The organism is Sabulicella rubraurantiaca, from assembly GCF_017355885.1.
Classification (GTDB): Bacteria; Pseudomonadota; Alphaproteobacteria; order Acetobacterales; family Acetobacteraceae; genus Roseococcus; species Roseococcus rubraurantiacus.
The window spans coordinates 1-25,573 of the sequence record NZ_JAFEUU010000019.1; the positions used below are offsets into that span (position 1 = coordinate 1).

The following is a 25,573-nucleotide window of genomic DNA, read 5'->3' on the forward strand; positions in this document are numbered from 1 at the left end:
GATGCGGCTTCAGGTCTACTCGCCCGAGGCGGCGTTCAGCCCGCAGTCAGCATGATGGCGGTTTCCCAGGGATCGCGCAGCACCCTGGTCTCACCCTCAGCCTCGACGCCCAGACTCGCTGCCCGCGCGCGCACTTCGATGGCCGCGCGCGCCGTGCCATCGCGGAGCACCAGCTATACAGCGTTGAGGCCAGCCATGCCCTCTGTGCACGGTACGGCGCGGCGCTGGGACCGAAGGAGGAGTAGGACATGGCGTGGCCGTCCCGTCCCATTGAACGTCCGAGGGCGCGGCTGGACTGCCTCACCCGGCCTGGGCAGGGGGCGGACGACCCGCCAACTGCTGCAACTGCTTGACCAAGTCAGTGTTGCGCTGTTGCGGCCTCTCCGGGCCAGGCGCTCCTTGCGCCGCGCCACGGCTCAGCCGCCCGAAGGGTCATCCATGATCATGACCGACACACTCGACCGCTACGCTCCCCACGCGCTCGCGGTGCTGCGCATCGCGACCGCCATCATCTTCATGTTGCACGGCACGCAGAAGCTCTTTGGCTTTCCCGCCCCGCCCAGCAGCGGACTTCCCGAGGTCTTTCCCCTGTTCTGGATCGGAGCGGTGCTGGAATTCGTGGGGGGGTTTCTCATCCTGCTTGGACTGCTCACACGGCCGGTAGCGTTCTTCCTCTCGGGCGAGATGGCCGTGGCCTACTGGATGTTCCACGCGCCGAGAAGCCTCTACCCCACGCTCAATGGAGGCGACGCCGCCATCCTCTACTGCTTTGTCTTCCTGCTCCTGGTCTTCACGGGACCGGGCGCCTGGAGCCTGGATGGTGCGCGTGGGGTGCAGGACGGCCGGGCGGCCAAGATGAGCTGACACGGGATGATGTGCAGGGATGCTAGGTTGTCCTAATTGGGCAGGGTAACCGCTGGGCTGCGAATTTGCGGGGCGAGGGCATCAGGACATCTCGGTGGCGTGGACAGTGTCGAGAAGCAACTCAGCCTTGCTGCCACCTTGCATCTTGTTCCCCTTTCGTTCCTCGCGCAAGTGCGAGGCACTACCGTCAGCTACCTCCGATCAGGCGAAGGCCTTGGGCCCCGCGCCTGTTGGTTTCTGCCACCCTGTAGACGGGTGACGACCCCCTTTCCGAAGGCCTGTCCGTCAGCCAGCCCGGAGTCGGTCCAAACCGCCACCTTCCGCCACGACGCCAGGATAGCTTGGTCCTCCTGATACTTTGCCTCGATCGCCACCACCGTATCGCTGCCGAGACGCAGACGGATCGGCAGGGCCGGCGCGTCAGTGCAGGCGAGCAGCACCTCCGCGAGACGCGCGGGATCGCCAAGCTGACGGTGGCTCAGCCTCGTCGCCATGGCACGCATCGTTCCGGCCGATCCGTCGCAGTCGGGGAACCGGGAGGGGCTGACCGACGACGAGGTGCCGAGGAAGTCGGTTCGGAAATAGCCGGGCTCCACCACGGTGACATGGATGCCGAGCGGCGCCACCTCGGCATGCAGCGCCTCGGACAGTCCTTCAACTGCGAACTTGGTGGAGCAGTAGACCACAGAGCCGGGTCACGGTCGGCGCGAGGCCCTCCTTCTGAGACAGGCTGCCCTGCGCGCAAGCGCTAACAGGCTCCAGGCCAAGTTTGGCACCGTCCAGCCCTCACGGTCAGGGCCGAAGACGATCCTCTTCGCACGCGATGCAAGACCGAAGACCGTGATCTTCATTCCCGTCAGGCTGCTGCCCTAGATCTGCGAGATCTCAGCAAAACTGGCCGTGCCTTCCAGAAGGCTGCCGTACCGGATGTTGTCCGCTGGCCGCGCCGCATGAGACCGGCTATGCCGGTGAGGCTGCGGTCAAGCCCTCAGAGTACATCCCAGTTGGCACCACTTCCGCAGCGCGTGCCACCGGCCGTGTGCGAGGCATCCAGGAGGCCCTTGCCCCATGAAGTTCCGATTCCTTGGGCTCAATGCCTTCGAGTGGAACTTCACGCTTCGCATGCCGTTCCGCTTCGGCGTCATCACAGTGCGCGATGGGATCCAGTGCGTGGTGCGCGCGCGCATCCGCACGGAGGATGGCCGCGAGAGCGAAGGCATGGCCGCCGAGACGCTGGCCGCAAAGTGGTTCGACAAGAACCCCGGCCTGAACGATGCCGACAACCAGCACCAGCTTCGCCGAACGGTCGAGATCGCGATGACGGAGGCGCTGGCCGCGCCAGCGCATACGGCCTTCGGTCACTTCGTCGCCAGCTATCTCCCGCATGTCGTGGCCTGCGGCGCGGAGGGGCTCGATCCGCTCGTAGCGAGCTTTGGCCGGGCGCTGGTAGACCGCGCCGCATTCGACGCGCTGCTGCGCCTCGAGGGCCTTGCCTTTCACGAGGGGCTGCGTGCAGATCTGGGCGGCTTCGAACCCGCGCGCTTAGCACCCGAGTTGGCGGGCTTCGACGCGCGCGCGATGCTCGCCGCCACGCCCGCGCCATCGCGGATCCACGCGCGACATACCGTTGGCCTGCTTGATCCCATCACCAACGCGGACCTCGCTGAGCGCGTGGATGACGGCCTGCCGGAGACGCTTGAGCAGGTTGCTGGAACTTACCGCCACGTCTGGTGGAAGCTGAAGGTCGGCGGCGACATCCATGCTGACGTGGACCGGCTGTGCCGCATTGCCTCCGTGCTTGATCGGCTGGACCGATATCACGTCACGCTCGACGGAAACGAGCAGTACGAGGATGTAGCCGGTTCGCTCGCGTTGTGGCGCGCCATGCAGGCGGAGCCGCGCCTGAGTCGGCTCTGCGCCTCCGTGGCTCTGATCGAACAGCCCGTGAAGCGGGCCCGCGCTCTGGAGAAAGGCATGGATGCGCTCGCCGCCGAGCGGCCAGTGATCATCGACGAAAGCGACGGGCCTCTTGATGCCTTCGTCGTAGCGCGTGGGCTCGGCTATAGTGGCGTTTCGACAAAGGCGTGCAAGGGGTTCTGGCGCTCCCTGATCAACTTGGCGCGCTGCCGCGCTTGGAACGCAGATTTGGGCCACGCACGCTACTTCCTTTCCGCCGAGGACCTGACGACCCTCGCCGGTCTTTGCGTGCAGCAGGATCTCGCCCTCGTCAGCGCGCTTGGTCTGCCGCACGTCGAGCGTAACGGCCACCATTTCATCGCGGGCTTCGCGGGGCAACCGAAGGCCGATGCGGCGCGCTTCCTGGCGGCGCATGCGGACCTATACTCGGACACGCCACGCGGCCCGCACTTGTCGATCCGAGCCGGCGAGATCGACATCGGAAGCCTCGCTGCGCCGGGTTTCGGCAGCGCTGTCTTGCCTGATGTCTCGACGATGCGACCGATGGCGAAGGCCGCCTGGCCGGTCAGTTCACAGTGAGGCGCGCCTCGCGCACCACCCGCCCCCATTTTTCGGTCTCGGCGCGGAGGTAGGTGGCAAGTTCCTCAGGCGTCGAGGTCAGTGCATCCGCGCCCACCTGCGTCAGCCGGTCCTTCACGGCCTGAAGGCCGAGCGACTCCCGCAGCACCACGTTCAGCCGCTGGACCACCGGGGCGGGCGTGCCGGAGGGCACCAGCACCGCGCCCCACGAGGAAGCCTCAGCACCGGGTAGGCCGAGTTCCGCCATCGTCGGCACGCCAGGGAGCGCCGCATGCCGCCGTGCGCCGGTTACTGCCAGAGCGCGCACGCGCCCGGCCTGGATCATCGGAAGCGCGCTGGCCATTTGATCGAGCATCACCTGCACATTGCCGGCAACCGTGTCGTTGAGCGCAGGAGCCGAGCCGCGATACGGAACGTGCTGGATGTCCGCGCGTGCGACGAGTTTGAACAACTCCGCCACCGTGTGCGTGGAGGTGCCGTTCCCGCCCGAGCCATAGGAAAGCCGGCCCGGCTGGGCGCGGACGAGGGCCAGGAACTCTTGCGCGTTCTGCGCCGGCACGCTCGGGTTCACGATCAGCACGTGATCCGTCCCGAAGGCGAGGCCAACCGGAGCGAGGTCGGTCAGCGGGTTGAAGCCCATGTTGGTGTAGAGATGCGGGTTGATCGTCAGCGTACCCGTGGTTCCCATCAGCAGGGTGTGGCCATCTGGCGCGCTGCGCGCCACGGACTCGACGCCGACATTTCCGCCCGCACCGGTGCGGTTCTCCACCGCGACGGCCTGGCCGAGCCGCTCGCCCATTGGCTCGGCAAGCACGCGCGCGACGATATCGGTGGCACCGCCGGCCGCGAAGGGCACGACGAAGCGAAGCGGGCGCTGGGGCATCCAGCCCTGCGCAAGCGCGGGCTGCGCCAAGGTGGGGATCGCGAGTGCGGGCAGCGCCAGCGCGGCGCGGCGGGTGAGAGACATCTGCGTTTCCTCCTCGTGCTGCGGCCGTTCTCCTGGACCGCTTCTCGGAATCAACTGCTTTTCGCGTGCCGCTCCTTGATCACCGCGAGCACGTGATCCGGCTCCTCGCCCCACCAGCGGCGGGAGAGAAGCTCGACTTCCGTGAATCCGTTATAGCCGGCTGCTTCCGCCATGCGCCGGATGGCCGCAATGTCGATCACGCCATCGCCCGGCATGCCGCGATCGAAGACAAGGTCGGTCGTCGGCACCAGCCAGTCGCAGGCATGAAACGCGGCGATCCGCCCTTCCGCACGTCGCATCTGCTGCTCGAGATCGGGATCCCACCAGACGTGATAGACATCCACCGCCACGCCGAGGCCCAGGCCCAGCCTGTCGCACAGATCAAGCGCCTGTCCGAGGGTCGAGAGAACCGACCGGTCCGCGCAGGTCATGGGATGCAGCGGCTCCAGCGCGAGCGTGACGCCCGCCGCGCGCGCCGCTGGCAGGATGGCCTCGATCCCCTCCCGCACCATTGCGCGCGCTCCCGGCAGATCCTTGGAGCCAGGTGGCAGCCCGCCGCAGACCATGACGAGGCACCTTGCGTTCAGCGCATGCGCCTCGTCAATCGCGCGCAGATTGTCCTCGATCGCGGCGGCGCGGCCGGCAGGGTCGGCTGCGGGGAACATGCCGCCCCGGCACAGCCCCGTCACCACCAGGCCCGCGTCGCGGATGCGCCGCGCAGCGGCCTGCACGCCCATCGCGTGCAGCACGTCGCGCCACGGCGAAATTCCAGGGATGGCGTGCCGGGCGCATCCCTCGATGCAATCCGCAAGCCCCCAGCGCTCCTTCACCGTGACGGTGTTGAGCGAGAGCGGGATCGTAGCTCCGTGCGGGATGTTCACGGGCTGCTCCTGACCGCGCCGTGGCTCCGGTGCGCCGTGCTCGCGCACATCATGCCAGCCCGTGGAGCGCGAGAAGCTGGCGCATCCGCGAGACGGCGAGATCCGGGTCGCGCAGCAGGCCGGCCTTGTCCGCCAAGCGGAACAGTTCGGCGAAGTGCTGGATCGAGCGTGTGCTTTGCTGGCCGCCAACCATCACGAAGTGGTCCTGATGGCCATTCAGCCAAGCCATGAACACGACGCCTGTCTTGTAGAAGCGTGTGGGTGCCCTGAAGATATGGCGGGAGAGCGGCACCGTTGGCGCCAGGATGCCGTGGAAGGTCGAAAGGTCGTTGCGCGAGAGCGCGGCGAGCGCCCCGCCCACGGCTGGCGCAATCGGGTCGAAGATGCCCAGGAGCGCGTCGGAATGGCCTTGTGCGTCGCCCGCGATCAGCTCCGCGTAGTTGAAGTCGTCGCCGGTGTACATGCGCACGCCCTTGGGAAGACGGCGGCGCATGGCAATCTCCTTCTTGTCGTCCAGAAGGGAGATCTTCACGCCGTCCACCTTGTCGGCGTGGGCGGCGATGACGTCGAGCGCGACCTCCATCGCCTTCATGTGGTCGGCGTGACCCCAATAGCCTTCGAGGGCGGGGTCGAACATCTCGCCGAGCCAGTGGATGATCACTGGCTCCTTCACCTGTTGCAGCACGCGGTCATAGACGCGGACGTAGTCGTCGGGCCCACGTGCGGCCTTGGCCAGGGCGCGCGAGGCCATGAGGATGATCCTTCCGCCCATGCCCTCCACGGCGGCGCATTGCTCTTCATAGGCACGGATCACGTCGTCCACCGATACGTCCGGGCCGGGTGTGAGGTGGTCCGTGCCGGCACCGCTGGCGAGCACGGCGCCGGGGGTATCCTTTGCGGCGTCGAGGCTCAGGCGGATGAGCTGCTGAGCCGCTGTCCAGTTCAGGCCCATGCCGCGCTGCGCCGTGTCCATGGCCTCCGCAACGCCGAGCCCGAGCGACCAGAGATGTTTGCGGAAGGCGATGGTGCGGTCCCAATCCACCTTTGCGTCGAGCCATGGATCCTGCTCGGCGAGGGGGTCAGCCACCACATGTGCGGCGGCGAGGGCCACGCGTGGGAAAGGCGGTGTGGCGCGCGGGAAATCGCGTCCAGGCGAGAGTGTAAAGGCTTCCACGCCCCGCTCCGTGGGCAGGCGGATCGTCGCCATGTTCAGGCCTCCAGGTTCGGCAGGTCCACCCAGCGACGCTCCTTCCAGGATTGCAGCCCCGCCATCGCGAGTTGCACGCCCTTGGCGCCGGCGAGCAGGTTCCAGGGATACTCCGCGACCTCACCTGCCACGTAGCGCAGGAACAGCTCCCATTGCACACGGAAGCCATTCGGATAGGACTGCGTGTCAGGCACCTTCTGCCAGCCTTCGAAGAAGTCGATGGCCTGCGGGACGTCCGGGTTCCAGACGGGCTTGGGCGTATTCACCCGTGCCTGTGTCCAGCAATCGGTGAGGCCCGCGACCGCACTGCCATGTGTGCCATCGACGTGGAAGGTCACGAGGTCGTCGCGGCGCACGCGCGTGCACCAGGAGGAGTTGATGTGCGCGATGGCCCCGCCCTCGAGCTGGAAGGTGGCGTAGGCCGCGTCATCGGCGTCGGCGTCGTAGAAGCTGCCATCCTCCTGAACGCGGCGCGGAATGTGCACCGCCCCCAGGCAGGAGACGCTCTTCACGTTCCCGAAGAGGTTGTCGAGGACGTATCGCCAGTGGCAGAGCATGTCGAGGATGATGCCGCCGCCCTCGGCGAGTTTGTAGTTCCACGAAGGTCGCTGCGTCGGCTGCAGGTCGCCTTCGAAGACCCAGTAGCCGAACTCGCCGCGGATGCTGAGGATGCGTCCAAGAAAGCCGCTGTCGATCACCATCTTCAGCTTGCGCAACCCCGGAAGAAACAGCTTGTCCTGCACCACGCCGTGTTTGATGCCGGCTTCCTGCGCGAGGCGCGCAAGGTCGAGCGCGTCCTCCAGCGTATCGGCCGTGGGCTTCTCGCAATAGACATGCTTGCCGGCCGCGATGGCTTTGCGGATGAGGCCTGCGCGCATCTGCGTGGTGGCAGCGTCGAAGAAAATTTCGTCCTTCGGGTCGGCGAGACAGGCGTCCAGATCGGTGCTGACGCGGCTGATGTTGTGCGCCTTGGCGAGCGCTTCGAGCTTCGCGCGGTTGCGCCCGGTGATGACCGGGTCGGGCATCAGCACATCGCCATTCGCGAGCCGGACCCCACCCTCGGCGCGGATCGCGACAATGGAGCGGATGAGGTGCTGGTTCATGCCCATGCGCCCAGTGACGCCGTTCATGATGATGCCGACGCGCCGTTCGGCCATGGCCGTTTCCTCCGAAGTAACTAGTTGGTTACTTCGGAGGAAACGACTTCTGATGTCAAGGACGAAGGTATCCGAGCACCATCTCCACCGCGTGCGCCTCCCGCGCCGCGAGCGCGGCCTCGCTGCCAAGGTCCTGGCCGAATATCGTTGAAAGGGTGTGCCGGTTGGCGACGGTGAAGTGCCCTAGTGCAACGATGGAGAGGTAGAGCTGCAGCGCATCCACGTCGGCGCGGAACTGGCCCTGGGCGGCACCGCGCGCGAGGACGTCGCGCAGCATATCGGTTAAGGGGGAGTAGAGGGCGGGCACGTCGAGGCTGCGACGAAGATAGGCGGCCTTGTGCAGGTTCTCCTGGTTGAGCAGCGCGACGAATTCCGGGTGCCGGGCCGTGTAACGCAGGTTGAACGCGACGAGCCGCGCCATCGCCTCTCGGGGCGGCAGGTGCGCCACGTCGAGCGCCTCCTCCTCCGCGCGCTTCGCCGCATAGGCGGCCTCCAGGGCGGTGAGCCACAAAGCCTCCTTCGCACCGAAGTACGCGTAGAGCATACGCTTGTTCGTCCCAGCGCGTGCCGCGATCTCGTCCACCCGCGCGCCGGCAAGACCCTTGGCGGCGAACTCGGCCAGCGCGGCCTCGAGGATCCTTTGGCGCGTCGCGATCGCACGAGCGGAGAGGGGGGCAGCAGACATCATGCGGCTGATGTGACCCCAGTGTCGTGCGGACGGAAAGGCCCTGGTAGTTCTTGCCCGCGTCTTCGAGCCGTTCTTCACGACGAAGGCGTTGGGCAGCGATGCGGTGGAATGTGTGCTTTGAAGCGGCGCGAAACGTGCTCGCCTAACCACCGCCGGCCTCTGGAGATCTCAGCTTCGACGAAGCCCCACCGAGCGCCGGCGGTGCTAAGGTCGGCTCGGTTCGAACACGATGGGGCGTGCGGTGCGGCGTCGAAGGACTATCCCGTGACCATGGCCCCGGTCATGCCGGGCGCCCTCCCATGGCTCGGCAAACTGCCAGCGCTTGCGCGCAACCCGCTCGCCGTGTTCGAGCAGGCGAGGGCATTCGGCAACGTTGTCCGGATCCCCACCCCGCTGCACTTCCCGCTCTTCGTGTTGGCGGATCCCGCGCATATCCGCCGCGTACTGCAGGAGAACGCTGCCAACTACCGCCGGACACCGTTCCACGACCGCCTCAAGTCGGTGCTGGGCGAGGGCGTCCTCACCAGCGAAGGGGCGCTCTGGCAGCGGCAGCGCCGCCTGCTGCAGCCCACCTTCCGGGCCGAGCGGATCCGGCGCTTCGTCCGTGTCATGGCGGATGCGGCGGCTGAGCTGGCGGACCGATGGGAAGGGCAGGTGAGCCGGACGATCGACGTCTCGCAGGCCATGTCGGACCTCACCCTCGACATCGCCATTGGCTGCTTGTTCGGTGGGCAGCAGCGGGGCGGCGACGCGCGGATCACCGCTGCCGTACAGGAGGTCCAGCGATGGATCTCGGTCCGTTTCTGGTCGCTCGCGCCGGCGTGGACGGAGCGCCTGCCCACCCCGGCCAACCGGCGCTTCCGCCGCGCCCTGGCCGTGCTCGATGAGGCGATTGGCCGCATCATCTCGGCCCGGCTCGCTTCGGGGGAACTAGGGGACGACCTTCTCGGCATGCTGCTGGCCGCGCAGCAGGATGGCGGGACGGGCGTCGACGCACGGCAGGTGCGCGACGAGGCGATGACCATGATCCTCGCCGGACACGAGACCTCCGCGGCCGCGCTCAGCTGGGCCTGGCACCTCCTCGCCCTTTGCCCTGACGCCGAGGCTGCCATCCGGGACGAAGTGGCGCGCGTGCTCGGGCCCCGCATGGTCCCGATGCCCGACGACCTCGGTCAGCTGAAGTTCACGGAGGCGGCGCTGCAGGAGGTGATGCGGCTCTACCCGCCCGCCGGCTGGTTCCCCCGCCTCGCTGTAGGGCCGGACCGGCTCGGCGGTCACGACATCCCGGCCGGTGCCATTCTTGCCTTGAGTCCCTGGCTGGTGCAGCGCGACGCACGCTTCTGGCCGGATCCGGAGCGGTTCGACCCCACCCGCTTTGCCGGCGGGGCCCGGCCCGCGCCCTACACCTATTTCCCATTTGGTGGAGGGCCACGCACCTGCCTCGGCACCCACTTCGCTATGACCGAGATGCTTGTCGCGCTTGCGGTGATGGTGCCGCGGGTGAGTCTGCGCCATGCCTCCCGCGCGCCCGTCGAGCCGCAGCTCCTGATTACGCTGAGACCCGCAGGCGGCCTGCCGATGCAGGTCGAGCGCGTGTCTCATTGCTGAGCGAGAACCACTATCCTCGTCGTGGACGTGGCTGAGTGTCTGCCCGGCCTTCCCGTACCGAAACGGCCTCTCCAGCGGCGCTCATCACTCTCTCCAGGCGCGGCCATCTGGAATCCCGTCATGTAAGGAGCCTGGGCCTTTATTCGTTCAGTCGGCGCCAGATGGGCTCGCCCCCATCCTTTCAAACGTAGAGCGCAACACTGCCTCAATCTTGGGGGCCATCGGATTTCGCGTCTTTTGAGCACGGCGCAGCATGCTGGCAATTCGCCGCTCGACCTCTCTCACGTCGTGGATCGCCGCCTCACACAACTCTCGCATCTCATTGATCTGCGGGCGGAAGCGGCGGGTGCGCCGCCAATGCCGCGCGGCTTCCTCAATTGCCCAGGCCGGGAACTCCCCCAGATCCTCCGCCCAGTCATCAGCAATGCATTGCTCGACCGAGGCGGCATGACGGTCGGAGCGGAAATGCGACAGAAGCGCCAGCACCCGGGCCAGGAGCCAGCCCCGCTCCGCAGGCTCCAACCAGACGGAAAGCTCGCGGGACACCCTCTCCAGCTTCTCTAGGATTGCATCGTCCTCGATGAGAGGCGCTTCCCAGCGCTCCACGCACCGCGCTGGTCCGCTCTCGGGGAAGAGCATGCGCCGCTCGACAACGCCCCGCTCGATCAGCACGCCGACCCAGGAGGGCAGGGACCACGCTACCGGCTGCTCCGCGGCAAGAGCGCTACCCGAGCCATGGACGGGATCACGCGACGCTTGCTGCAACACGCCCATCATCGCCTCCCCATGAGAAAGACTGGCCGAACCGCTGGCGCATGCGCTGCCGCCGCCCACGCCCCCAGGCGCTCCTCGGCCCAGTCCGTCTTGCCGCCACCGCTTCGGACACGGCCCGGCTCAGCCGGGGGCGCCTCCTTAGCGAGATCCTCGATCAACCAGGATAGCCAGGCGGCACCGATGCAATCCGCCCGGTAACGATAGCCTTTGGCTTGGCAGCGATGCACGAACTTGGCCGTATGGCGCGACAGATCCATTCGGGGGGCGAGCCGTGCCGCCTCGCCTAGCTCGTCGGCCGAAGGCGCCCAGTCCTTGGGAACGGAAACCAGCTCGCCACGTGGGTCTGCCCTTTCGTCCGTGGATCGCGAAAGCTCCGTCGCGCGCGGCGCAGCGGGCGGGTTTTGATTCTGTTCAGCCTTCGGCTGATTCCTGTCACCTGGGTGACACCCCCTGTCTGGCTGGCGACCAGCCCCTGTCGCCGCTTCGACAGACCCCTTCGCCGTCACAGGGAGATACTCGACGATCCGGTAGCGGCAGCTCGACATACCCCCATCGTTGCGGCGCCACTGGGTCTTCTCGACAAAGCCCAGCCGGGCAAGATCAGCAATGATTTGGTTCACCCAAGGCCGCGAGCGCTTGAGCCACCGCGCCAAGGTGCCTTGGGACGGAAAGCACCAGCCCTGATCGTCCGCATAGGTCGAAAGCGCGGCGAGCACCGCGTAGCGATCTGCATTCATCTCCGGGTGCTGAAGCCACCAGACGGGGACTTTGCCCCATCGCGCTCCACTTCCGTCTGATCGTTCCATGCCGCACCTCACGTGACGCCCCAATGGGTCTTCGCGGCCAAGAAACGACGTGGGAGGGAAGGGCAGCAAAGCCCGCTTGGTAGGTTTGCGGTGCACCGCAGGAGGTTATCGATGCACCCCAGTAGGTTTGTGATGCGGCCGAAGTAGGTTCGCCGTGCACCGCGGTAGGTTTCCGGTGCAGCGATCCGCCGCCCTTGCGGGAGACTCGGGCGCCCCCCGGCCCGCAGGTCCTTTGGACGCGGCACGCTTCAGGGCATGATCTGCTCTAGATGCTGATGACGGGCCGAGGTTTCCGAAAATCCTTCCAAAACAACAGGTTGAGTGGCCTCTCCACCCGTCCTGGGCGCCGGCCCTCAAGGTGCACGGCAAACCTACCGCCTCGGCGCGGCCTGATGCACCGCGAACCTACCGCCTCCTCCCAGCCGCACCATCAACCTACTGCCTCAACGGGCTGCACCATAAACCTACTCTCTTTCCCACCTCATAGCGGGGAAGGCGCTATCTTCGCTCCGTCATTGAGAATGTGCTGACTCGAGGCTTCAACAAACTGGGACTGCATCGAAAGCGTCCCTTCGGGTGCACCATAAACCTCCTGAACGGGAGGGGCTTGGACGGTCCATCCGCACCGCAAACCTACTGTGCCGCACCGGAAACCTACCGAGGTGCACCGCAAACCTCCTGTCTTCGGCAAAGCGGGGAGGGCGGCCGCACCGGAGACCTACCGCCAGTGCACGGCAAACCTCCTGCTTGGCCTGTAGGCCTCCACGTCGGGGTGCTGGCGGGCTGAGGAGGGACGCGATTCCAGCCCGAACCTCCACACCGAGTCGGTAGACGGTTCCGACGGCGTCCAGGATCCCACTGCAACGCTTTTGGTGAGGATCGGTGCATCGCAAACCTACCGCTCGGCGCCTCCGGAAGGGCCGAGGTGCACCACAAACCTACCTCCGCTGCACCGCAAACCTACTGTGCCGCACGGCAAACCTACCGAGGTGCACCGCAAACCTACCGAGGTGCACCGATAACCTCCCGTCGGAGCGGAAAGACGCGGCGTTCGACCTCCACCAATGCCTCGAAAGCAGGATAAAGGAGGGGCAGGAGGGTCCTCATGAGCAAGTCCCCGGTTCGGCGCCAGCCCGTCTCCGCCAACCACGCCCAGCTTGCGCTGTGGGAGACCGATGATCCCAATCGCACGAACATGGTGGCCCTCTATGATATGGCGCCTCGCTTCGTGTTCGAGGACCGCGACGCCTTGCAGGGCCGCAGCCGCATGATCGAGCGGGACTTTTCCTTCGGGCAAAAGCGTTACCGAATCACGCTCAAGCCCACTCAGATCCGTGCGCAGGACGGCACCATCCAGGAGCGCTTCCTGTCTGAGCGCGAACAGATCGTCGAAGAGGTGATCCGACGCCTGGCCAGCAAGCGCGGCCGGCTCGCGATCCACCACCAGAAGGTACGCTTCACTTTCTCCCTGCATGAGGTGCGCACCGAGCTGAAGCGCGTCCGCCACGCCCATTCCTATTACGAGATCCAAGAGGCCATCACCCTGCTGTCCGAGGTGCGGCTCGTCATTCAGGACCTCGATGCCAAGGGCTCACCGGTCCTGTCCTCCGCGGCTTTTCCGGTGCTGGGCTTCCGGCGCAAGGACTCCGACGACGGCGAGACTTTTGTCGAGTTCAACCCGCTCGTCAGCGACGCGATTCGACTCTTGGAATTCACGCAGGTGGATTACGAGACGCTGATGACCATCCGCGACCCGGTCGCGCGCTGGCTCTTGAAGCGGCTGCACAACGAGGTCAGCCACACTCGCCAGCCGGTCCAGCAGATTCTGGCGAGCGAGATCCGCCGGGACTCCGGAATGCCGATCTGGAAGACCACCCGCAATCTGCTCCGGCGTGTGGCCCAGGCCGTGGATGTGCTGAAGGACGCCGGCGTGCTCGACCACGTCGAGACCGAAGAATTGATGCAGGGCCAGAAGAAGGTGGATCTCCTCTTCACCATGTCGGCCTCGCCAGACTTCATGGCGAAGATCCATGCGTCCAGCCGCATTGCTCGCGAGAACAGGGAAGCCTTCAACGCCATCACCAACGGGCGCCAGCCAGTCGATGGCTTCGCACCGATCTCCATGCAGCAAGTGACCCGGCTGCGGGCTTCGCGCCGTTCGGCGGCTGCCGAACTCCTTGAAGACGGGACCGAGGAAGAAGCTGAGGACGCCTAAAGCGCGGAATAAGCGAGGAGCGGCGCCCGGCGCCCGTTCCGCATGCTCAGGCCCCAGACCTCGTACCTAAGGATGAGGACGACGGTGGATCCGTAGAAGCGAAGGGAAGCTGGAACTGGGGTGCTGCCATGTGGCCGGTGGTCTTCGTGGCAGAACACCGGCCGCTCGGGCGGCGCCGGCGCTTAAGCTGTGGGTTCATGGGCTACTGACCGTGAGGTGGGAGCCTCGCCAAAGAAGAGCGCTCCGGCCCCTCGGGAGTAAGGCCGGAGCGCGAACGCCTGAACCAGAGGGTGAGTGGGCTCAGGCGCTCTTGCGGCGCACCATGCCGAGGCCGAGTAGGCCAGCGCCGAGCAGGGCGAGACCTGCGGGGGCGGGCACCGGGACGTTCGGCGTCCCAACGGAAATCCCGAAGAAGGTTTCGTTGCCGGCTTGGGCGCCCGTCAGCGTGGCGGCCAGGCCGATGCGGTTGGTGCCCGTGGCGAAGAAGGGCTGGGCGGCGGCCGCCTGCTGCTGGTCGAGCTTGAAGGCGAAGCCCGAGTTGCCGGTGCCCTGGAAGGTGGTGGGGAAGTTGACTGACGAGAAGGCGCCCGAGTTCCACAGCGCGGTGCCGGTCGAGCTGTAGATGGTCAGCACCAGGTTCGTCAGGGTGATGCCATTGTTGCCACTGTTGATGCCCGGCTCATTGGCGTTGAAGACGATGCGCAGGTCGGCTGCGGTGATGGGGGCGAGGCTGCTGAGGGCCACCGTCTGCGTCTGCGAGTTGCCGGTCTTGGCGTCGCCCGTGATGACGTCCTGGCTGCCGTTCCAGCTGACGGAGCCGGTCTCGGTTCCATTCTTCTGCACGGTGAGGATTGTCTCGACGGCGCCGATGCCGGTGCCCTGCAGGTCAATCACGCTATCGAACACGAGCGAGGCGTGGGAGGGCAGGGCAACTGCGCTGGCGAGAACAGCAGCGCAAGCGGCAGTCTTCAGGAGATTCATCTTCGCTTCCTTGTCTCTCGGGCGGACCTTGGAGGGCTGGGCCGCGTGCCGTGGATCGGTCCACGCCAAGGGAGAAGCAAGCAACATGCCAATTCTAATAATGTAATGATCCCAGGAGGTTGATGACTGCGGCGTGATGCATCCGCACGGAGTGTCAAGGAAAGCAACACATTCCTGTAAATGGAGATGGATCGCCAAAGGGGCACACAGTCAGCGACGCGGACTGCATTCGGCGCCAGCAAAACATTGGCGACAAAAAAAAGTCTTGCCGCCCACGAATTGTGCCTGCAAGCTACCACGTCTCCCAATATTGGAAGACGCTTTAGAATCTGCAAACTCGGCCCTCGTCGCCACAAGGCGACGGGGTTTTTTTCCGTATCGCACCATGAAGCTAAAGGCCCCACCCTGTCGCCTCGCGGGCGGCGGGATGAGGCTTGGTAGTCCCTTCAGAAGACAGGCATGAGTAAGTTGTTAGTCTGATAGTGCTTCGGAAATGTATTGAGCCGCATGAGACCCTGCGGTCCAGGTGCCGTCCTGAGCATAGTGTTGGAACTGGAAGCGGATATTGCCGAAGCCCTGGTCAAGTCGGCTCTTGTAGTTCTGCGCGATCGCCGGCCTACCGATGAGGATCGGCGCCGAGCCGCTGAGGATGCCGTCTTCGGTGAAAAGGGTGGCTATCGCACCGGAGTCCCTTCGGTCGCAGGCTTCGGCAAAACGGTCCATGAGGACGTCGATGGCCCGCCGGACACCTGCCTCAGCACTTGCCTTCGTGCCGTGGACTATGAGCCCGGCGGGGCCGCTAGGACGAGAGCACGTCGGAGCATGAGCTGCCTCCCGTGTTGGCCCGTCCGCTCGCACGCTACTGCGTCTCACCGGGTAAAAGCTGCCAAATTTCGTTGCAAGAGCATCGAGCAGGCCCATTTCTTGGCCTCGGCTTCGAAGCGACCGTGCATTCGAGGTTGAGCGTCTGGCATAAGGGCGCCTTATTGCCTTCAAGCCCCAGGTGCGCGGTCGCCGGCTAGACGATGGCAGGGAGTGTTACTTCTTCGAAGCGCGGTACGTGAGGCCGCTCTTCCGCCGTCGTTTCGAGGAGATTGCGAAGCGTTGCCGCCAAGGCCTTCAGCGAGACCGCCTTGCTCTCAAGCCGCTTGATTTCCGCCGATGCACGCCTCCGCACTTCCTCTGGGGTCGCGTCGCAGCCCCAAAGGCTGAGCAGTGCTCTCACCTCTACAAGCGGCATGGCGAGTTCGCGTGCATGCCGTATGAAGCGGAGCATCGCCACGGTCCTCTCGCTGTAGCTCCTGTAGTTGTTGGGCTGCCGCTCGGACTGAACCAAACCAAGCGCTTCGTAGTGCCGAATCAATTTGGCGTTTACCCCGCTGCGTCGGGCCGCTTCGCCGATATTCATTGGGCCAGGGTCCTCTGCCGTTCTGCTTTGCCCCTCAGCAACATCTGTGCCGGGCCGATTTCTCTCAGCTCTTCAGGTACTTACAGTGCGGAGGTGGCTAAGTTTTCATGCGGCGTAAAAAAATCCGTCACCGTGCTGGCTCACGAGATGGCGAGCGGATTTCGGGATCTGAGGAAAACCTGGGCGCTTTCAGTCTCATTTCCCGAGGTTCGATTCTGTTGGTCTGTACCACAGCCGAGCCCAATCTGGTGCTGGCTCTGCAGGCATCTATGCGGGTATCTGACCACGGGCCCGCATGTATTGCAGAAGCCAAAACTGGTTGCGGAGCATGAATGAAAATTTTCTGCCCCGCCTTTGGTTGAAAACGAACCGTGTGGCGTAATTTTTTTTGGTGGCCGCGCAACCAAGTGAATTCTCTCCGTTCTTTGTGCTTTCTTTACAATCCTATCCTTCCGATTGATCGGATGTGAAAAAGACATTTCCTTTCAAGCGCTTAAGTCTTGGCACAGTGCTTGCTTTATCCAAAGCAACGGGCAAACGCTCGTTCCGACACCTCAAGCGGAATGGTTCCAGTCCTGCGAGGCGCGGATAACAACAGTGCAGATCTAAAGAGGACCCAACATGAAGAAGCTAGCTCTACTGGCCACGACCGCCGCCTTTGTCGGCCTGAGTGCCCTGGCCCAAGCGGCGCCGACGACCATCATCACCTTCGCCCAGAACGCGACGACCAACACCATCACCGCCACCGCCAGCGGTGGCACCTCGACGACCCTGAGCGGATCGGACGTGGCGATCACGGTTTCCGGCTATTCGGACAGCGTGCCGACGCCCTTCACCGCCTTCCTGAACCTCAACGCGACCAGCTCGGGTTCCGCGTCTCTGGTCGCTGGAACTGACGTCTTCCAGCCCTTTGACGGCACCTTCACCATCACCTCGGGCGCGGGCGGCACTGGTACCAACTACCTGTCGGGCAGCTTCTCCGACATCGCCCTGGCCGGCTCGCGCGTCGCCGGTCCCGCCGGCGGCTTCCAGGCCAGCCTGATCGCGACCGATCCGCCGGGCTCGGTGAGCTTCACCTCGGACAACATCCCGGCCTCCAAGCTCCAGGATCCGTCCGCGATCGGCTTCACCTTCACGGCACTCACCCAGGCGCTCAACATCTGCGGCTCGACCATCTGCAGCTTCACAGCAAGTGTCAGCGGCAATGGCAGCGCCTCGCAGGCCGTGCCGGCTCCGGCTGGCTTGGCCTTCCTCGGCATTGGCCTGCTCGGCCTCGCGGCTGTTCGCCGCAAGGTCGCGGTCTAAAGACACTCTGCTTCCTCTACCGGCATGAACTAGGGACGGCCCTGGCTTTCACGAGCCGGGGCCGCTTTTTCTCGTGAAGCCCGCGGCCAGTAAGCCAGTGGCGCGGCGGAAGGCCTAGAGTTGATCGAAGAGGTGGCCCGAGGGTGGGTGGGAGGCACCACCAGCGCCTGCGCTGGATCCGTCAGTGTCGCCATCATGATGGGCAACCAAACGCCCGCCCCGGCCACGCGGAAGGGAAGCAAGTCGATAGCTACCAGAAAGCGGCCCAAGAAGCGGGGCTGAGAGGGCAGGGATGTGCAATCTCTACAGCATGAGCAGCAATCAGCGGGCCCTGGTCGATCTGATGCGGGTGAGCCGCGACCGCACCGGAAACCTACCGTCGCTGCCGGCCATCTTCCCGGACAGCATGGCGCCCGTGGTGCGGCAGGCGAAGGACGGAGAGCGCGAGATGACGATGATGCGCTGGGGCATGCCTGGGCCAACCCAATATGGCGGTCAGCCGGTCACCAACATCCGCAACACGGCCAGTCCGCACTGGCGCCGCTGGCTCGGGCCGGCGCATCGCTGCCTGGTGCCGGTCACCTCCTTTGCTGAGTGGGAGGACACCAAGCCCAAGAAGACGCCTGTCTGGTTCGCCCTCTCCGAGGAGCGGCCTCCCTTTGCGTTCGCCGGGATCTGGACGAGTTGGAAGGGCACTCGGGGGCCGAAGTCCAATCCCGTGGAGGGCGAGCACGAGGTGTATGGCTTCCTGACCTGCGACCCCAACAACGTCGTTGGCCCGATCCATCCCAAGGCCATGCCGGTGCTGCTCACCAAGCCGGAGGAGATGGAGACTTGGCTGGAAGCGCCATGGGAGACGGCCCGGGAACTGCAGCGGCCGCTGCCGGATCCGGAGATGATGATCGTCTCAAAGGGCAATCGAACGGACCCGGCATAACCCATGAGATGCTATCTCTACGAGTGCCCCGCGACGCTGCCGCCAGAGGGGCGGCGGCTTTAGGCAAGTTCCGCCATCATGCCCATGTTCCAGGATGCGCTTTCGAGTTGGCGGCGCAGCAGCCGATGTGATCCATCTCATTGCGGCGCTGGTAGCGCTCGGAGTCTTTCGCGGCCTTTTCTTCCGCAGACTTCTTGGCTGCCTCCAGGCTGCGGTGCTGACTCACTCGGACCACCCGTGCCCCCGCCTTCAGGTCGAGCCGTTGGACGGCGGCCTCGCAGTCTTCCCGGGAGCCATAGACGTAATCGCCTTCATTGGCGAAGCCGCGGGGGCTCAACCAGTAGCAGCAGTAGGGGTGAGCCGCTTTCGTCGCCATTGAGGTGTCCTTTTCAGCTCTCGCCTGTGCGACAGCGCCACGCAGGTCTCCGACCTGTGTTGGTAGGGGCAAGGCCCGTGATGTCCGGATAAAGATTCCCCAAGCGAATGGGCCACACGGGTTCGCCAAGCACCCAGCCACACAAAATCGCATTCTACTGGTCGCATCATCTCAAACCTGCGATCAACAGCTCGGCTTCACAGCTCCCTTTCATCGCAGTGGCGGTCGTCACGCCACTCCTACTGGCTCAGCTTGGCTCGGGCTCGCCTGCCCAGAAGATCACCATGGGACCCTCATCAATCGGTCATGTGGGCCTAGGACGGTGAAATCGGCGCTGGAGCGCGCCTCAGTCGCTCGCCGACCCGTCCAGCTTTGCCCTTTCATCCTCGGCGAGATCAAAGCGCTCTCCTGCCGCAGGGGCTGCTGTCTCCCGACCAGCCACGCTCCTTGCCGCACGCTTGTCTGCCTTCGCCGCAGCCTTGGTCTGCTTGGCGCGCTCGCGGTCCTTGCGTTCCATTCCGTAGTTCGGCTTCCGCATCACTGCTCCCTATTAATCGGGCAAACATCCCGCCTGGATGGTCTTTGCGCACAAGGCGTTCCGCTATCCCCGCTCTCCTATTCAGAAGAGATCGTCGAAGCCTCAGGTCCTCTGCGCCCCTGCACGACCTGCATCCGCACACTTTGCCCCTCGCTCAGCGCCTGCAGGCCACTCCGCTCGAGAGCGGTGGCATGCACGAACACGTCCTTTCCGCCATCCGCTGGCGCCACGAACCCGAAGCCCTTCGCAGCATCGTACCACTTCACGGTTCCCTGCATCTCCTGAGCCTCGCCCGAAGGTGGCATCGACGGGCGTGGGTCCCTGGAGCGGGGTGGCGGACGCTCTCCGCCACGCGGTGAGGCTCCCTCGGCAACACTGAGCACCTCAGTGACCTGCAGCCCCTTCTGGCCTGGACCGGTCCGGACCTGCAGGACGGCTCCAGGCTCGACCTGCTTGGTGCCAGCTCGCTCCAGGACGCTCGCGTGGAGGAAGGCATCGCCACCGCCGCCCGCGATCTCGACGAAGCCGAAGCCCTTCTCGGCGTTGAACCATTTGACGGTCGCCTCGCTCTCCGGGCCAAAGCCTGCGGGAGAGTAGGCTGACGCGCCGCGGCCGGCATCGCGGGGAGGTGACCATACGCCCCCAAAGCCCTCGTCCTCGGATCGGCTTCTGCCACGGGACTTGCGGTCCCTTCCTGCATCTCTCTTCAAAACCACAATCCTTCCAGCAAAACTACCATCAGGAGGGGGCTGTGCATCCCGTCGGCTTGCGTTGCGGGCCGATGGGAAAGAGGCACGACGAAACCCTCTCCGTGAACCGTCAAGCGCGCCGCCAGCCAGCGGTTGCAGCTGCGTGAAGTCGCCTCTCAAGTGGCCTCACCATATGGTCTGCTCTTGATCCAAAATTCGATCGAGCCGCGCGGCCAAGTGGGTGTGACCTGCCATGCGCGCATAATCAGCGGCACTGCGGCCCTGTGCGTCACGACGCGACGGGTTAGAACCCCGCTCCAGCAGAAGCTCAACCACTGCCTGATGCCCGGCGGAGGCCGCAACCATCAACGGCGTCACGCCTTCCGGGCCATCAAACGCCGCCGGATCGCCCGCTGCCGGCAGAAGCTTCCCCAGCAGCGCAACGTCGCCGGACGCTGCCGCCGCAAGTAGATCGGCTTCCCTGGACCTCGCCATTTCGCCTGCTCCTCTCCAGTATCCACATTCCCACATCGGAAGAGTCACATGCGGGTTATATCAACTTGAGCGACCGCAATCAGGTTGGCTTCTCGTGGTGCGTGGGTGCAGCTCCTTAGCGCTTATCCGGCACTCACGAGACACGGGTTGGCTCCTTGCCAGGCCAGCTCAGGCGTTCACTCCAAACGAGTTCCATATCCGCGTTTCGATCGCTGCACTGCAGCCCCTTTCGAAGCGCTCATCAAAGCAAGTTCGCCACGGTGAACATCAGCTGTGTTCACCTCCCGTACGTTCCTTGGAAAGCCTCTGAGAGGATACCGACGCCGAGGGGAAGGTCTTTCGTGGAAGGCCCCCAGCAGGCCGCCCTCCTCGGCGCCACATAGGCCCTACTTGGGTCAGGCGCAGCTTGCGAGGTGCGTCCCGCTTGGGGTCATGGCGCCGCCTGCGATCGCTCTGTCGCCTCTAGGGGCGGAGTTGAAGCGTTGGGCCGCCCAGCGCCAGGCTGGATCCAGCGGCCGAGCAGCGCGATTGCGCCAAGTGCGAGCACGAGGCCCACTATGGTTGCCGCAATCACCAACTCGGGCAGCGCGCCATAGTCGCCGCGCTCCACCGGAAACGCCATGTTCAGGCCGCGCGAGATCACGTTACCCGCCTGCAGCGCGAGATTCATGAGCGAGGCCACCAGCGCAAACCAAGTCGCCTGCCGGCCCGGCGGCGCGTGGACCGCAATCAGCGTCAGCATAGGAATCATGCCGAGCTGCGCGAGAGGCGCGGAAAGGGCGGTATCCACCAAGCCAATGGTGCGCGCGCCGAAGCCGAGATGTGCCGCCGTCCACTCATGCAGGCCGAACAGCATGCCGATCGTCGGCAGGGACATCACCGCGCCGAGCACCGCCAGCCAACCCAGCACGCGCCCCAGTGACGCACGCACGATCCACCCACCGAGAATGAGGGAGCCCGCAATCGCGAGCCCGGTGCCGATCTGCGCAAGGACACCAAAGAAGCCCTGGTCGTAGCCGAGCACGTCGATCTGCCACCATTGCAGACCCGGGCCGGGCGGAGGGGCAGCGCGGAAGGCGAAGATCACCACGGCTGCCGCCGCCATCGCCAGCTGGGTTCGCGCCGGAACGCCCGCCATGGTCCGCCGCAGCAGCCAGGCAATGACGCCGAGCGAGACCGCCAGCCCGATCTCCGGTGCGAAGGGCGGATCGAGGAGGCCGAGCGCAAGAAGCATCCCCGCGAAACCTGCTCCGCCGCCGAGGATGCGTGGATCGGGCCGCTCCCGCGCATCTGCGTGCTGCGGCGCCTTCTCCTCGCGCAACAAAAGTGCCCCGAAAATTGACAAGAGCGGCACCGTGGCGCCGAGGAGAAAGACCGTTGCGACCGGCAGATGCTGCGCCGCCCATCCGCCAAGTCCTGCTACCGCGAACGCTCCACCCATCAGCGCGACGCGGCCGAGAACCTGAACCTCTCCAAGTTCAGCTTGCACAACCGCCGGGTCTCGTGGTGTGCCGTCGGGTGCGGTACGGTCGACCACCTCTGTCGTCAGTGCATCCGCCACACAATCCTGAACGACAAGGCCAAGCACCGCGAACAAGGAAGCCGCGACATAGACCGCCTCGGTCGTGAAGGGGCCGGTCATCCGAGCGGCCGCCGCCGCGAGAGCCAAGTAGGCCGCTGCCTGGGCCAAGGCGCCGAGCAGGATGTAGGTGCGCCTGCGGGAACCGAAGATCGGGACCGTGTCGACCAAGTGCCCGAAGACCATCTTCAAGGTCCAGGGCACGGTCATCCAAGCCGCGAGCGCCAGCAGCGCCTGCGGGGAGAGGCCAAGGCTCTCGCGCACCCAGAAGGTCTCCGCGATCGCGGCGAAGCCGCTGGCGCCTGCGGCGGCATAGATCAACAGCGGTGGAAGGGTGCGTCGGCTGACGCGGCGCAAGGGCGTCAGCAAGCCTCTCTTCCTCTCCTTTGGCTGAGGTTCTGCCGTCATCGCCTTGTGGGCCCATGGAGCAGCATCAGGGCGCGGCAGCCCGCGCTGGCCAGGCGGCCACTATCTGCACGCACTGCCGTATGGCGACGATCTTGCTGGCCGTCTCCAGAGCCTGTGAACCAGAGGTGGAGGACGTGTCTGCCCAAAACATCTGTCCGAATAGAAAGCAGGAGGCCAATCTCATGTGCGAACGAAGTTCAGAAGCTTGTAGGCGCTTTGGCGTCCTCGAAGTGCGGCACTGCGGGGCGCTTTCCCCGCTCAGCGGTCTCCGCCAGGTTTCGGAGGGCGCCCGCCACCGCCTGCAATGATGCTGCTTTGCGCTCCAGGCGCTCTACCTCAGCACGTGCACGTTCCTGCACGGCGTCCGGGTCGTTGTCTACATCCCGCCAGAGCCCAAGCATTTCCCTCACTTCGGGGAGCGGCACGGCAAGTTCACGGGCATGCCGGATGAAGCGGAGCATCGACACGGTTCTCTCGCTGTAGCTCCTATAGTTGTTGGGCTGCCGCTCGGATTGAACCAGACCAAGCGCCTCGTAGTGCCGGATCATCTTCCTGGTAACGGCGGCACTCGCCGCCGCTTGGCCGATGTTCATGCCACGCCGCCTCCTCGTTGAGTCTTGCTGCGCCTCTCGGAGCGGAAGGTCTGCTGAACCCTCTGGGAACGGCAAGCGAGAAGGGGGGTGAAAAGTTGCCAAGTCGCAGTGTAATCCCCGCGTTTGGGCGAGCTGACCCAAAGCGTCGCGTCACTCGAATTTCGCCGAAGCCTTGGATGTGTTTCGGTCTTGCTCGCGTCGCAAACGTCCAGTCGGGCTTGCCTGTGATGGCCAGACGAAGCCCCGCTCGAAGCAAGCCCAAAGCTTCTGAGGCTATGAATTGACCCTCGGCCTCGAGCCGCCGGCTGTGCCGGTGAATTGCGCGCTGCCGCCGTAGTCCTGCCGCATGCTTTCGCACACGAGCGGGCGCAGATCTCCCCAAGAGCGGCAATCTGCATGCGTCGGAAAACTTTACCAATCTCATAATAGGGAGACTATATTTCTGATATTATTATAGAATTTTACTGGCACGCTGCTTGCGAAGCTTTGACGCCACAAAAAAGAGGCGCGAAGCGATGTTTTCGACGAACTCTTCCGGCGGCGCGGTGTCCTCCACCGTGCAGGATTTCCAGTCGCGGATGGGCGTGAACACGCATTTCATCTGGAAGCACTGGGGCCAGGGGCCCTACTCCGACCCAGATCGTATCGTTGATCTGATCCGATTCACCGGCATCCAGACCGTGCGTGACGGCATGATCACGTTGCACGACCCCAAGCTGCCTTTTGCGCGGATGTACGAGGCGGGGATCAAGTGGAACTTCATCATCCCCGGGCGCGAGGAAGTCTGGACTGGCTGGGATTTCTTCTCCCTCCAGATCAAGCTCAGCCAATTCGCGGAGCAGTATCCAGGCGGCATCGCTTCGATCGAAGGCGCCAACGAGATCTGGAACTGGCCGGTGGCCTACAGGGGAGGGACTGGCCTCACGGCTGCCAAGGCGCACCAGAGCGACTGGTACCACTTCGTGAAGAGCCACCCGGCACTCAAGCACCTCCCTGTCTACGATTTTACCGACCTCACCAGCTCAGGCCTCGCTGATTACACGAACTTCCACCACTACGGCCCGATGGGCCAGCAGCCCCATCTGATCTTGAAAGATGCCTTTCGGGACTACCCGCAGATCGCCGCGACGGGGCGGCCAATGGTGTGGACGGAGTTTGGCTGGCCAACCGGGGATCAGGTCGGTCAGAATCCGAAGGACTATCCCCCAGGTGCCCTGCTCCCCAGTGAGCCCTACCGTTCCGTCGATGAGGCCACCCAGGCACGCTTTATCCTCAACGGCTTCGCTCAAGGCTTTCGGCACGGCTTTGGCGCCACCCAGGTCTATGAGCTGGTCACGCCGTGGCCCGGAAAGGAATCCGAGGGGGTCTTCGGCAATGGCGGCCTCTTCAACAGCGACTACTCGCCCAAGCAATCCGCCCTAGCCCTCAACCGCTTCAACGCGACCCTGCGACAGGATGACGGCGAAACCTCCCTCCATTTGAATCTGCGCTTCAGCCTCGACACCGCCGACAGCCAGGTCTTCAGCCAGGCACTCCGGAGCGATGGCAACTCCTTCAAGATCCTGCTGTGGCGCGAGCGCGATCTGTGGGACGAAGGCCTGAACGTCCCGGTCAGCCACGCCCCCAGCCGGATTGGCCTGTCGCTCTCTGGCGAGGCCGCTCTTTCGGTTGCCAATCCCTTGGCCGGCTCCAGCGCCGTCTGGGATGGCAGGGGACCTCTGTGGCTGGGCGACGACATGCTGGTGCTCGAGGTCAATGGGGTCGCCCCTGCGGCCGACGGCAGCCTCTCCCTGGCCCTAAGCGATTATGGCGCGGTCGCAGATCTGCCAGCCAGCGCTAGTCCAATGCACACAGGGAGCCTGGGCTATGACACCGCGTTGTTTCGCGGGCCGCGCAGCGAATACAGCATCACCACTCGCGACGATGGCTGGCGCGTGGTTCAGGACAGCGTCGCAGGTCGCGACGGCACCAGCCTCGTCGCTCCGGAGGTTGAATGCCTGCAGTTCGCGAACATTCCCGCCTTCCGCTTCTTCCACACCGAGGCAGGCGGTCATCTCTTCACCACCTCCGCTGTGGAAGCCGCTCATGTGAGGGAGAACTTGCGGGTCTACCGAGACGAGGGGCAGGCTTTCCTGGCGGCTGACGAGGGCTTGCCCAACGCCGTGCCGGTCTTCCGCTTCTTTCACACGGAGGCGGGCGGCCATCTTTTCACCGCCTCGGCGGCCGAAGCCGCGAGCGTGCGCACGAGCCTGCCGCATTATCGCGACGAAGGCATCGCCTTCCACATGTCCGCCACTCCAGGCGAGGGCTTGGCGCCGATCTTTCGGTTCTTTCACACCCGGGCAGGCGGGCATCTATTCACCTCGTCCGAGGTGGAAGCGGCCAATGTGCGTACCAACCTTCCTCACTATCGCGACGAAGGCATCGCCTTCTACGCGCCGACACGTATCGCTGATGATCTCTTCGGATAGGTGAGAAGGCTCTCACCGCAGCTTCTCTCTCAAGTCGCGATCCTATCGACTGCGGCCGCTCTCGTTACACTCAGCCTTGGAATGGTTGAGGCCTGAAGGCGTTTGCGCGGCACCCTCGGCTTCATCGCGG

Annotated in this window: 24 protein-coding genes; 7 read left to right on the top strand and 17 right to left on the bottom strand. The window is 64.9% G+C overall.

Annotated features, from left to right (window positions below; translation table 11 throughout):
• The first annotated feature begins 438 nt into the window (after positions 1–438).
• A complete protein-coding gene (locus JTJ31_RS21170) occupies positions 439–864 on the top strand; it encodes a DoxX family protein (RefSeq protein ID WP_236020507.1) in 426 nt (141 codons plus the stop codon).
• A 191-nt stretch (positions 865–1,055) separates the two neighbouring features.
• Here the strand turns inward: JTJ31_RS21170 and JTJ31_RS21175 are convergent, their stop codons facing one another.
• On the bottom strand, positions 1,056–1,550 hold the full coding sequence (locus tag JTJ31_RS21175; RefSeq protein ID WP_207540740.1) for an SDR family NAD(P)-dependent oxidoreductase: 495 nt from the start codon (positions 1,548–1,550) through the stop codon (positions 1,056–1,058).
• Between the two features lie 382 nt (positions 1,551–1,932).
• Here JTJ31_RS21175 and JTJ31_RS21180 point away from each other — a divergent pair, with 382 nt between their 5' ends.
• Positions 1,933–3,360 (top strand): enolase-like domain-containing protein, encoded by a 1,428-nt coding sequence (locus tag JTJ31_RS21180; RefSeq protein WP_207540741.1) that lies wholly within the window; start codon positions 1,933–1,935, stop codon positions 3,358–3,360.
• Here JTJ31_RS21180 and JTJ31_RS21185 read toward each other — a convergent pair.
• The 5 genes from JTJ31_RS21185 to JTJ31_RS21205 are packed head-to-tail and all read right to left on the bottom strand — an operon-like array spanning position 3,347 to position 8,257.
• A complete protein-coding gene (locus JTJ31_RS21185) occupies positions 3,347–4,327 on the bottom strand; it encodes a Bug family tripartite tricarboxylate transporter substrate binding protein (protein ID WP_207540742.1) in 981 nt (326 codons plus the stop codon). The two genes, JTJ31_RS21180 and JTJ31_RS21185, sit on opposite strands and share 14 nt — an antisense overlap.
• 50 nt (positions 4,328–4,377) lie before the next feature.
• Positions 4,378–5,208, bottom strand: coding sequence for a sugar phosphate isomerase/epimerase family protein (locus JTJ31_RS21190; RefSeq protein ID WP_328805791.1), 831 nt, complete (start codon positions 5,206–5,208; stop codon positions 4,378–4,380).
• A 49-nt stretch (positions 5,209–5,257) separates the two neighbouring features.
• Positions 5,258–6,415: a dihydrodipicolinate synthase family protein gene (locus JTJ31_RS21195; protein WP_207540743.1), complete on the bottom strand. Its 1,158-nt coding sequence runs from the start codon at positions 6,413–6,415 to the stop codon at positions 5,258–5,260.
• A 2-nt stretch (positions 6,416–6,417) separates the two neighbouring features.
• Positions 6,418–7,572, bottom strand: a complete 1,155-nt coding sequence (locus tag JTJ31_RS21200) for a Gfo/Idh/MocA family protein (protein ID WP_207540744.1) — start codon at positions 7,570–7,572, stop codon at positions 6,418–6,420.
• Positions 7,573–7,627: 55 nt separating this feature from the next.
• Positions 7,628–8,257: a TetR/AcrR family transcriptional regulator gene (locus JTJ31_RS21205; protein WP_207540745.1), complete on the bottom strand. Its 630-nt coding sequence runs from the start codon at positions 8,255–8,257 to the stop codon at positions 7,628–7,630.
• 273 nt (positions 8,258–8,530) lie between these two features.
• Here JTJ31_RS21205 and JTJ31_RS21210 point away from each other — a divergent pair, with 273 nt between their 5' ends.
• Positions 8,531–9,868, top strand: a complete 1,338-nt coding sequence (locus JTJ31_RS21210; protein WP_236020511.1) for a cytochrome P450 — start codon at positions 8,531–8,533, stop codon at positions 9,866–9,868.
• A gap of 147 nt (positions 9,869–10,015) precedes the next feature.
• On the opposite strand, the gene JTJ31_RS21215 is transcribed toward JTJ31_RS21210, so the two are convergent.
• Positions 10,016–10,642, bottom strand: coding sequence for a hypothetical protein (locus tag JTJ31_RS21215; protein ID WP_207540747.1), 627 nt, complete (start codon positions 10,640–10,642; stop codon positions 10,016–10,018).
• Positions 10,642–11,379: a helix-turn-helix domain-containing protein gene (locus JTJ31_RS21220; RefSeq protein ID WP_207540748.1), complete on the bottom strand. Its 738-nt coding sequence runs from the start codon at positions 11,377–11,379 to the stop codon at positions 10,642–10,644. The genes JTJ31_RS21215 and JTJ31_RS21220 overlap by 1 nt, the downstream gene beginning before the upstream one ends.
• Positions 11,380–12,553: 1,174 nt before the next feature.
• Here JTJ31_RS21220 and JTJ31_RS21225 point away from each other — a divergent pair.
• On the top strand, positions 12,554–13,663 hold the full coding sequence (locus JTJ31_RS21225; protein WP_207540749.1) for a hypothetical protein: 1,110 nt from the start codon (positions 12,554–12,556) through the stop codon (positions 13,661–13,663).
• A 300-nt stretch (positions 13,664–13,963) separates the two neighbouring features.
• Here JTJ31_RS21225 and JTJ31_RS21230 read toward each other — a convergent pair whose 3' ends face one another.
• From JTJ31_RS21230 to JTJ31_RS21240, 3 genes are all read right to left on the bottom strand, one after another.
• Positions 13,964–14,644, bottom strand: a complete 681-nt coding sequence (locus JTJ31_RS21230; protein ID WP_207540750.1) for a PEP-CTERM sorting domain-containing protein — start codon at positions 14,642–14,644, stop codon at positions 13,964–13,966.
• A gap of 471 nt (positions 14,645–15,115) precedes the next feature.
• Positions 15,116–15,565, bottom strand: a complete 450-nt coding sequence (locus JTJ31_RS25100) for a nuclear transport factor 2 family protein (RefSeq protein ID WP_268957116.1) — start codon at positions 15,563–15,565, stop codon at positions 15,116–15,118.
• Between the two features lie 97 nt (positions 15,566–15,662).
• On the bottom strand, positions 15,663–16,052 hold the full coding sequence (locus JTJ31_RS21240) for a MerR family transcriptional regulator (RefSeq protein WP_207540752.1): 390 nt from the start codon (positions 16,050–16,052) through the stop codon (positions 15,663–15,665).
• 621 nt (positions 16,053–16,673) lie between these two features.
• Between JTJ31_RS21240 and JTJ31_RS21245 the strand changes: the two genes are divergently transcribed.
• Both JTJ31_RS21245 and JTJ31_RS21250 read left to right on the top strand, forming a co-directional pair.
• Complete coding sequence (locus JTJ31_RS21245; RefSeq protein ID WP_207540753.1) at positions 16,674–17,357, top strand: PEP-CTERM sorting domain-containing protein; 684 nt, start codon at positions 16,674–16,676, stop codon at positions 17,355–17,357.
• Positions 17,358–17,649: 292 nt separating this feature from the next.
• Positions 17,650–18,294, top strand: coding sequence for an SOS response-associated peptidase (locus JTJ31_RS21250; protein ID WP_207540754.1), 645 nt, complete (start codon positions 17,650–17,652; stop codon positions 18,292–18,294).
• Between the two features lie 76 nt (positions 18,295–18,370).
• Here the strand turns inward: JTJ31_RS21250 and JTJ31_RS21255 are convergent, their stop codons facing one another.
• From JTJ31_RS21255 to JTJ31_RS21280, 6 genes are all read right to left on the bottom strand, one after another.
• A complete protein-coding gene (locus JTJ31_RS21255; protein WP_207540755.1) occupies positions 18,371–18,670 on the bottom strand; it encodes a hypothetical protein in 300 nt (99 codons plus the stop codon).
• 346 nt (positions 18,671–19,016) lie between these two features.
• Positions 19,017–19,208, bottom strand: coding sequence for a hypothetical protein (locus JTJ31_RS21260; RefSeq protein WP_207540756.1), 192 nt, complete (start codon positions 19,206–19,208; stop codon positions 19,017–19,019).
• A 77-nt stretch (positions 19,209–19,285) separates the two neighbouring features.
• The gene (locus JTJ31_RS25265) at positions 19,286–19,924 is read right to left on the bottom strand and encodes a cold-shock protein (RefSeq protein WP_328805792.1); all 639 of its coding nucleotides are present in this window, start codon (positions 19,922–19,924) and stop codon (positions 19,286–19,288) included.
• A gap of 159 nt (positions 19,925–20,083) precedes the next feature.
• A complete protein-coding gene (locus JTJ31_RS21270; RefSeq protein ID WP_207540758.1) occupies positions 20,084–20,392 on the bottom strand; it encodes an ankyrin repeat domain-containing protein in 309 nt (102 codons plus the stop codon).
• 430 nt (positions 20,393–20,822) lie between these two features.
• On the bottom strand, positions 20,823–22,340 hold the full coding sequence (locus JTJ31_RS21275; RefSeq protein ID WP_207540759.1) for an MFS transporter: 1,518 nt from the start codon (positions 22,338–22,340) through the stop codon (positions 20,823–20,825).
• Between the two features lie 236 nt (positions 22,341–22,576).
• The gene (locus tag JTJ31_RS21280) at positions 22,577–22,972 is read right to left on the bottom strand and encodes a MerR family transcriptional regulator (RefSeq protein ID WP_207540760.1); all 396 of its coding nucleotides are present in this window, start codon (positions 22,970–22,972) and stop codon (positions 22,577–22,579) included.
• A gap of 515 nt (positions 22,973–23,487) precedes the next feature.
• Between JTJ31_RS21280 and JTJ31_RS21285 the strand changes: the two genes are divergently transcribed.
• Positions 23,488–25,443 (top strand): hypothetical protein, encoded by a 1,956-nt coding sequence (locus JTJ31_RS21285; RefSeq protein ID WP_207540761.1) that lies wholly within the window; start codon positions 23,488–23,490, stop codon positions 25,441–25,443.
• Positions 25,444–25,573 lie beyond the last annotated feature (130 nt).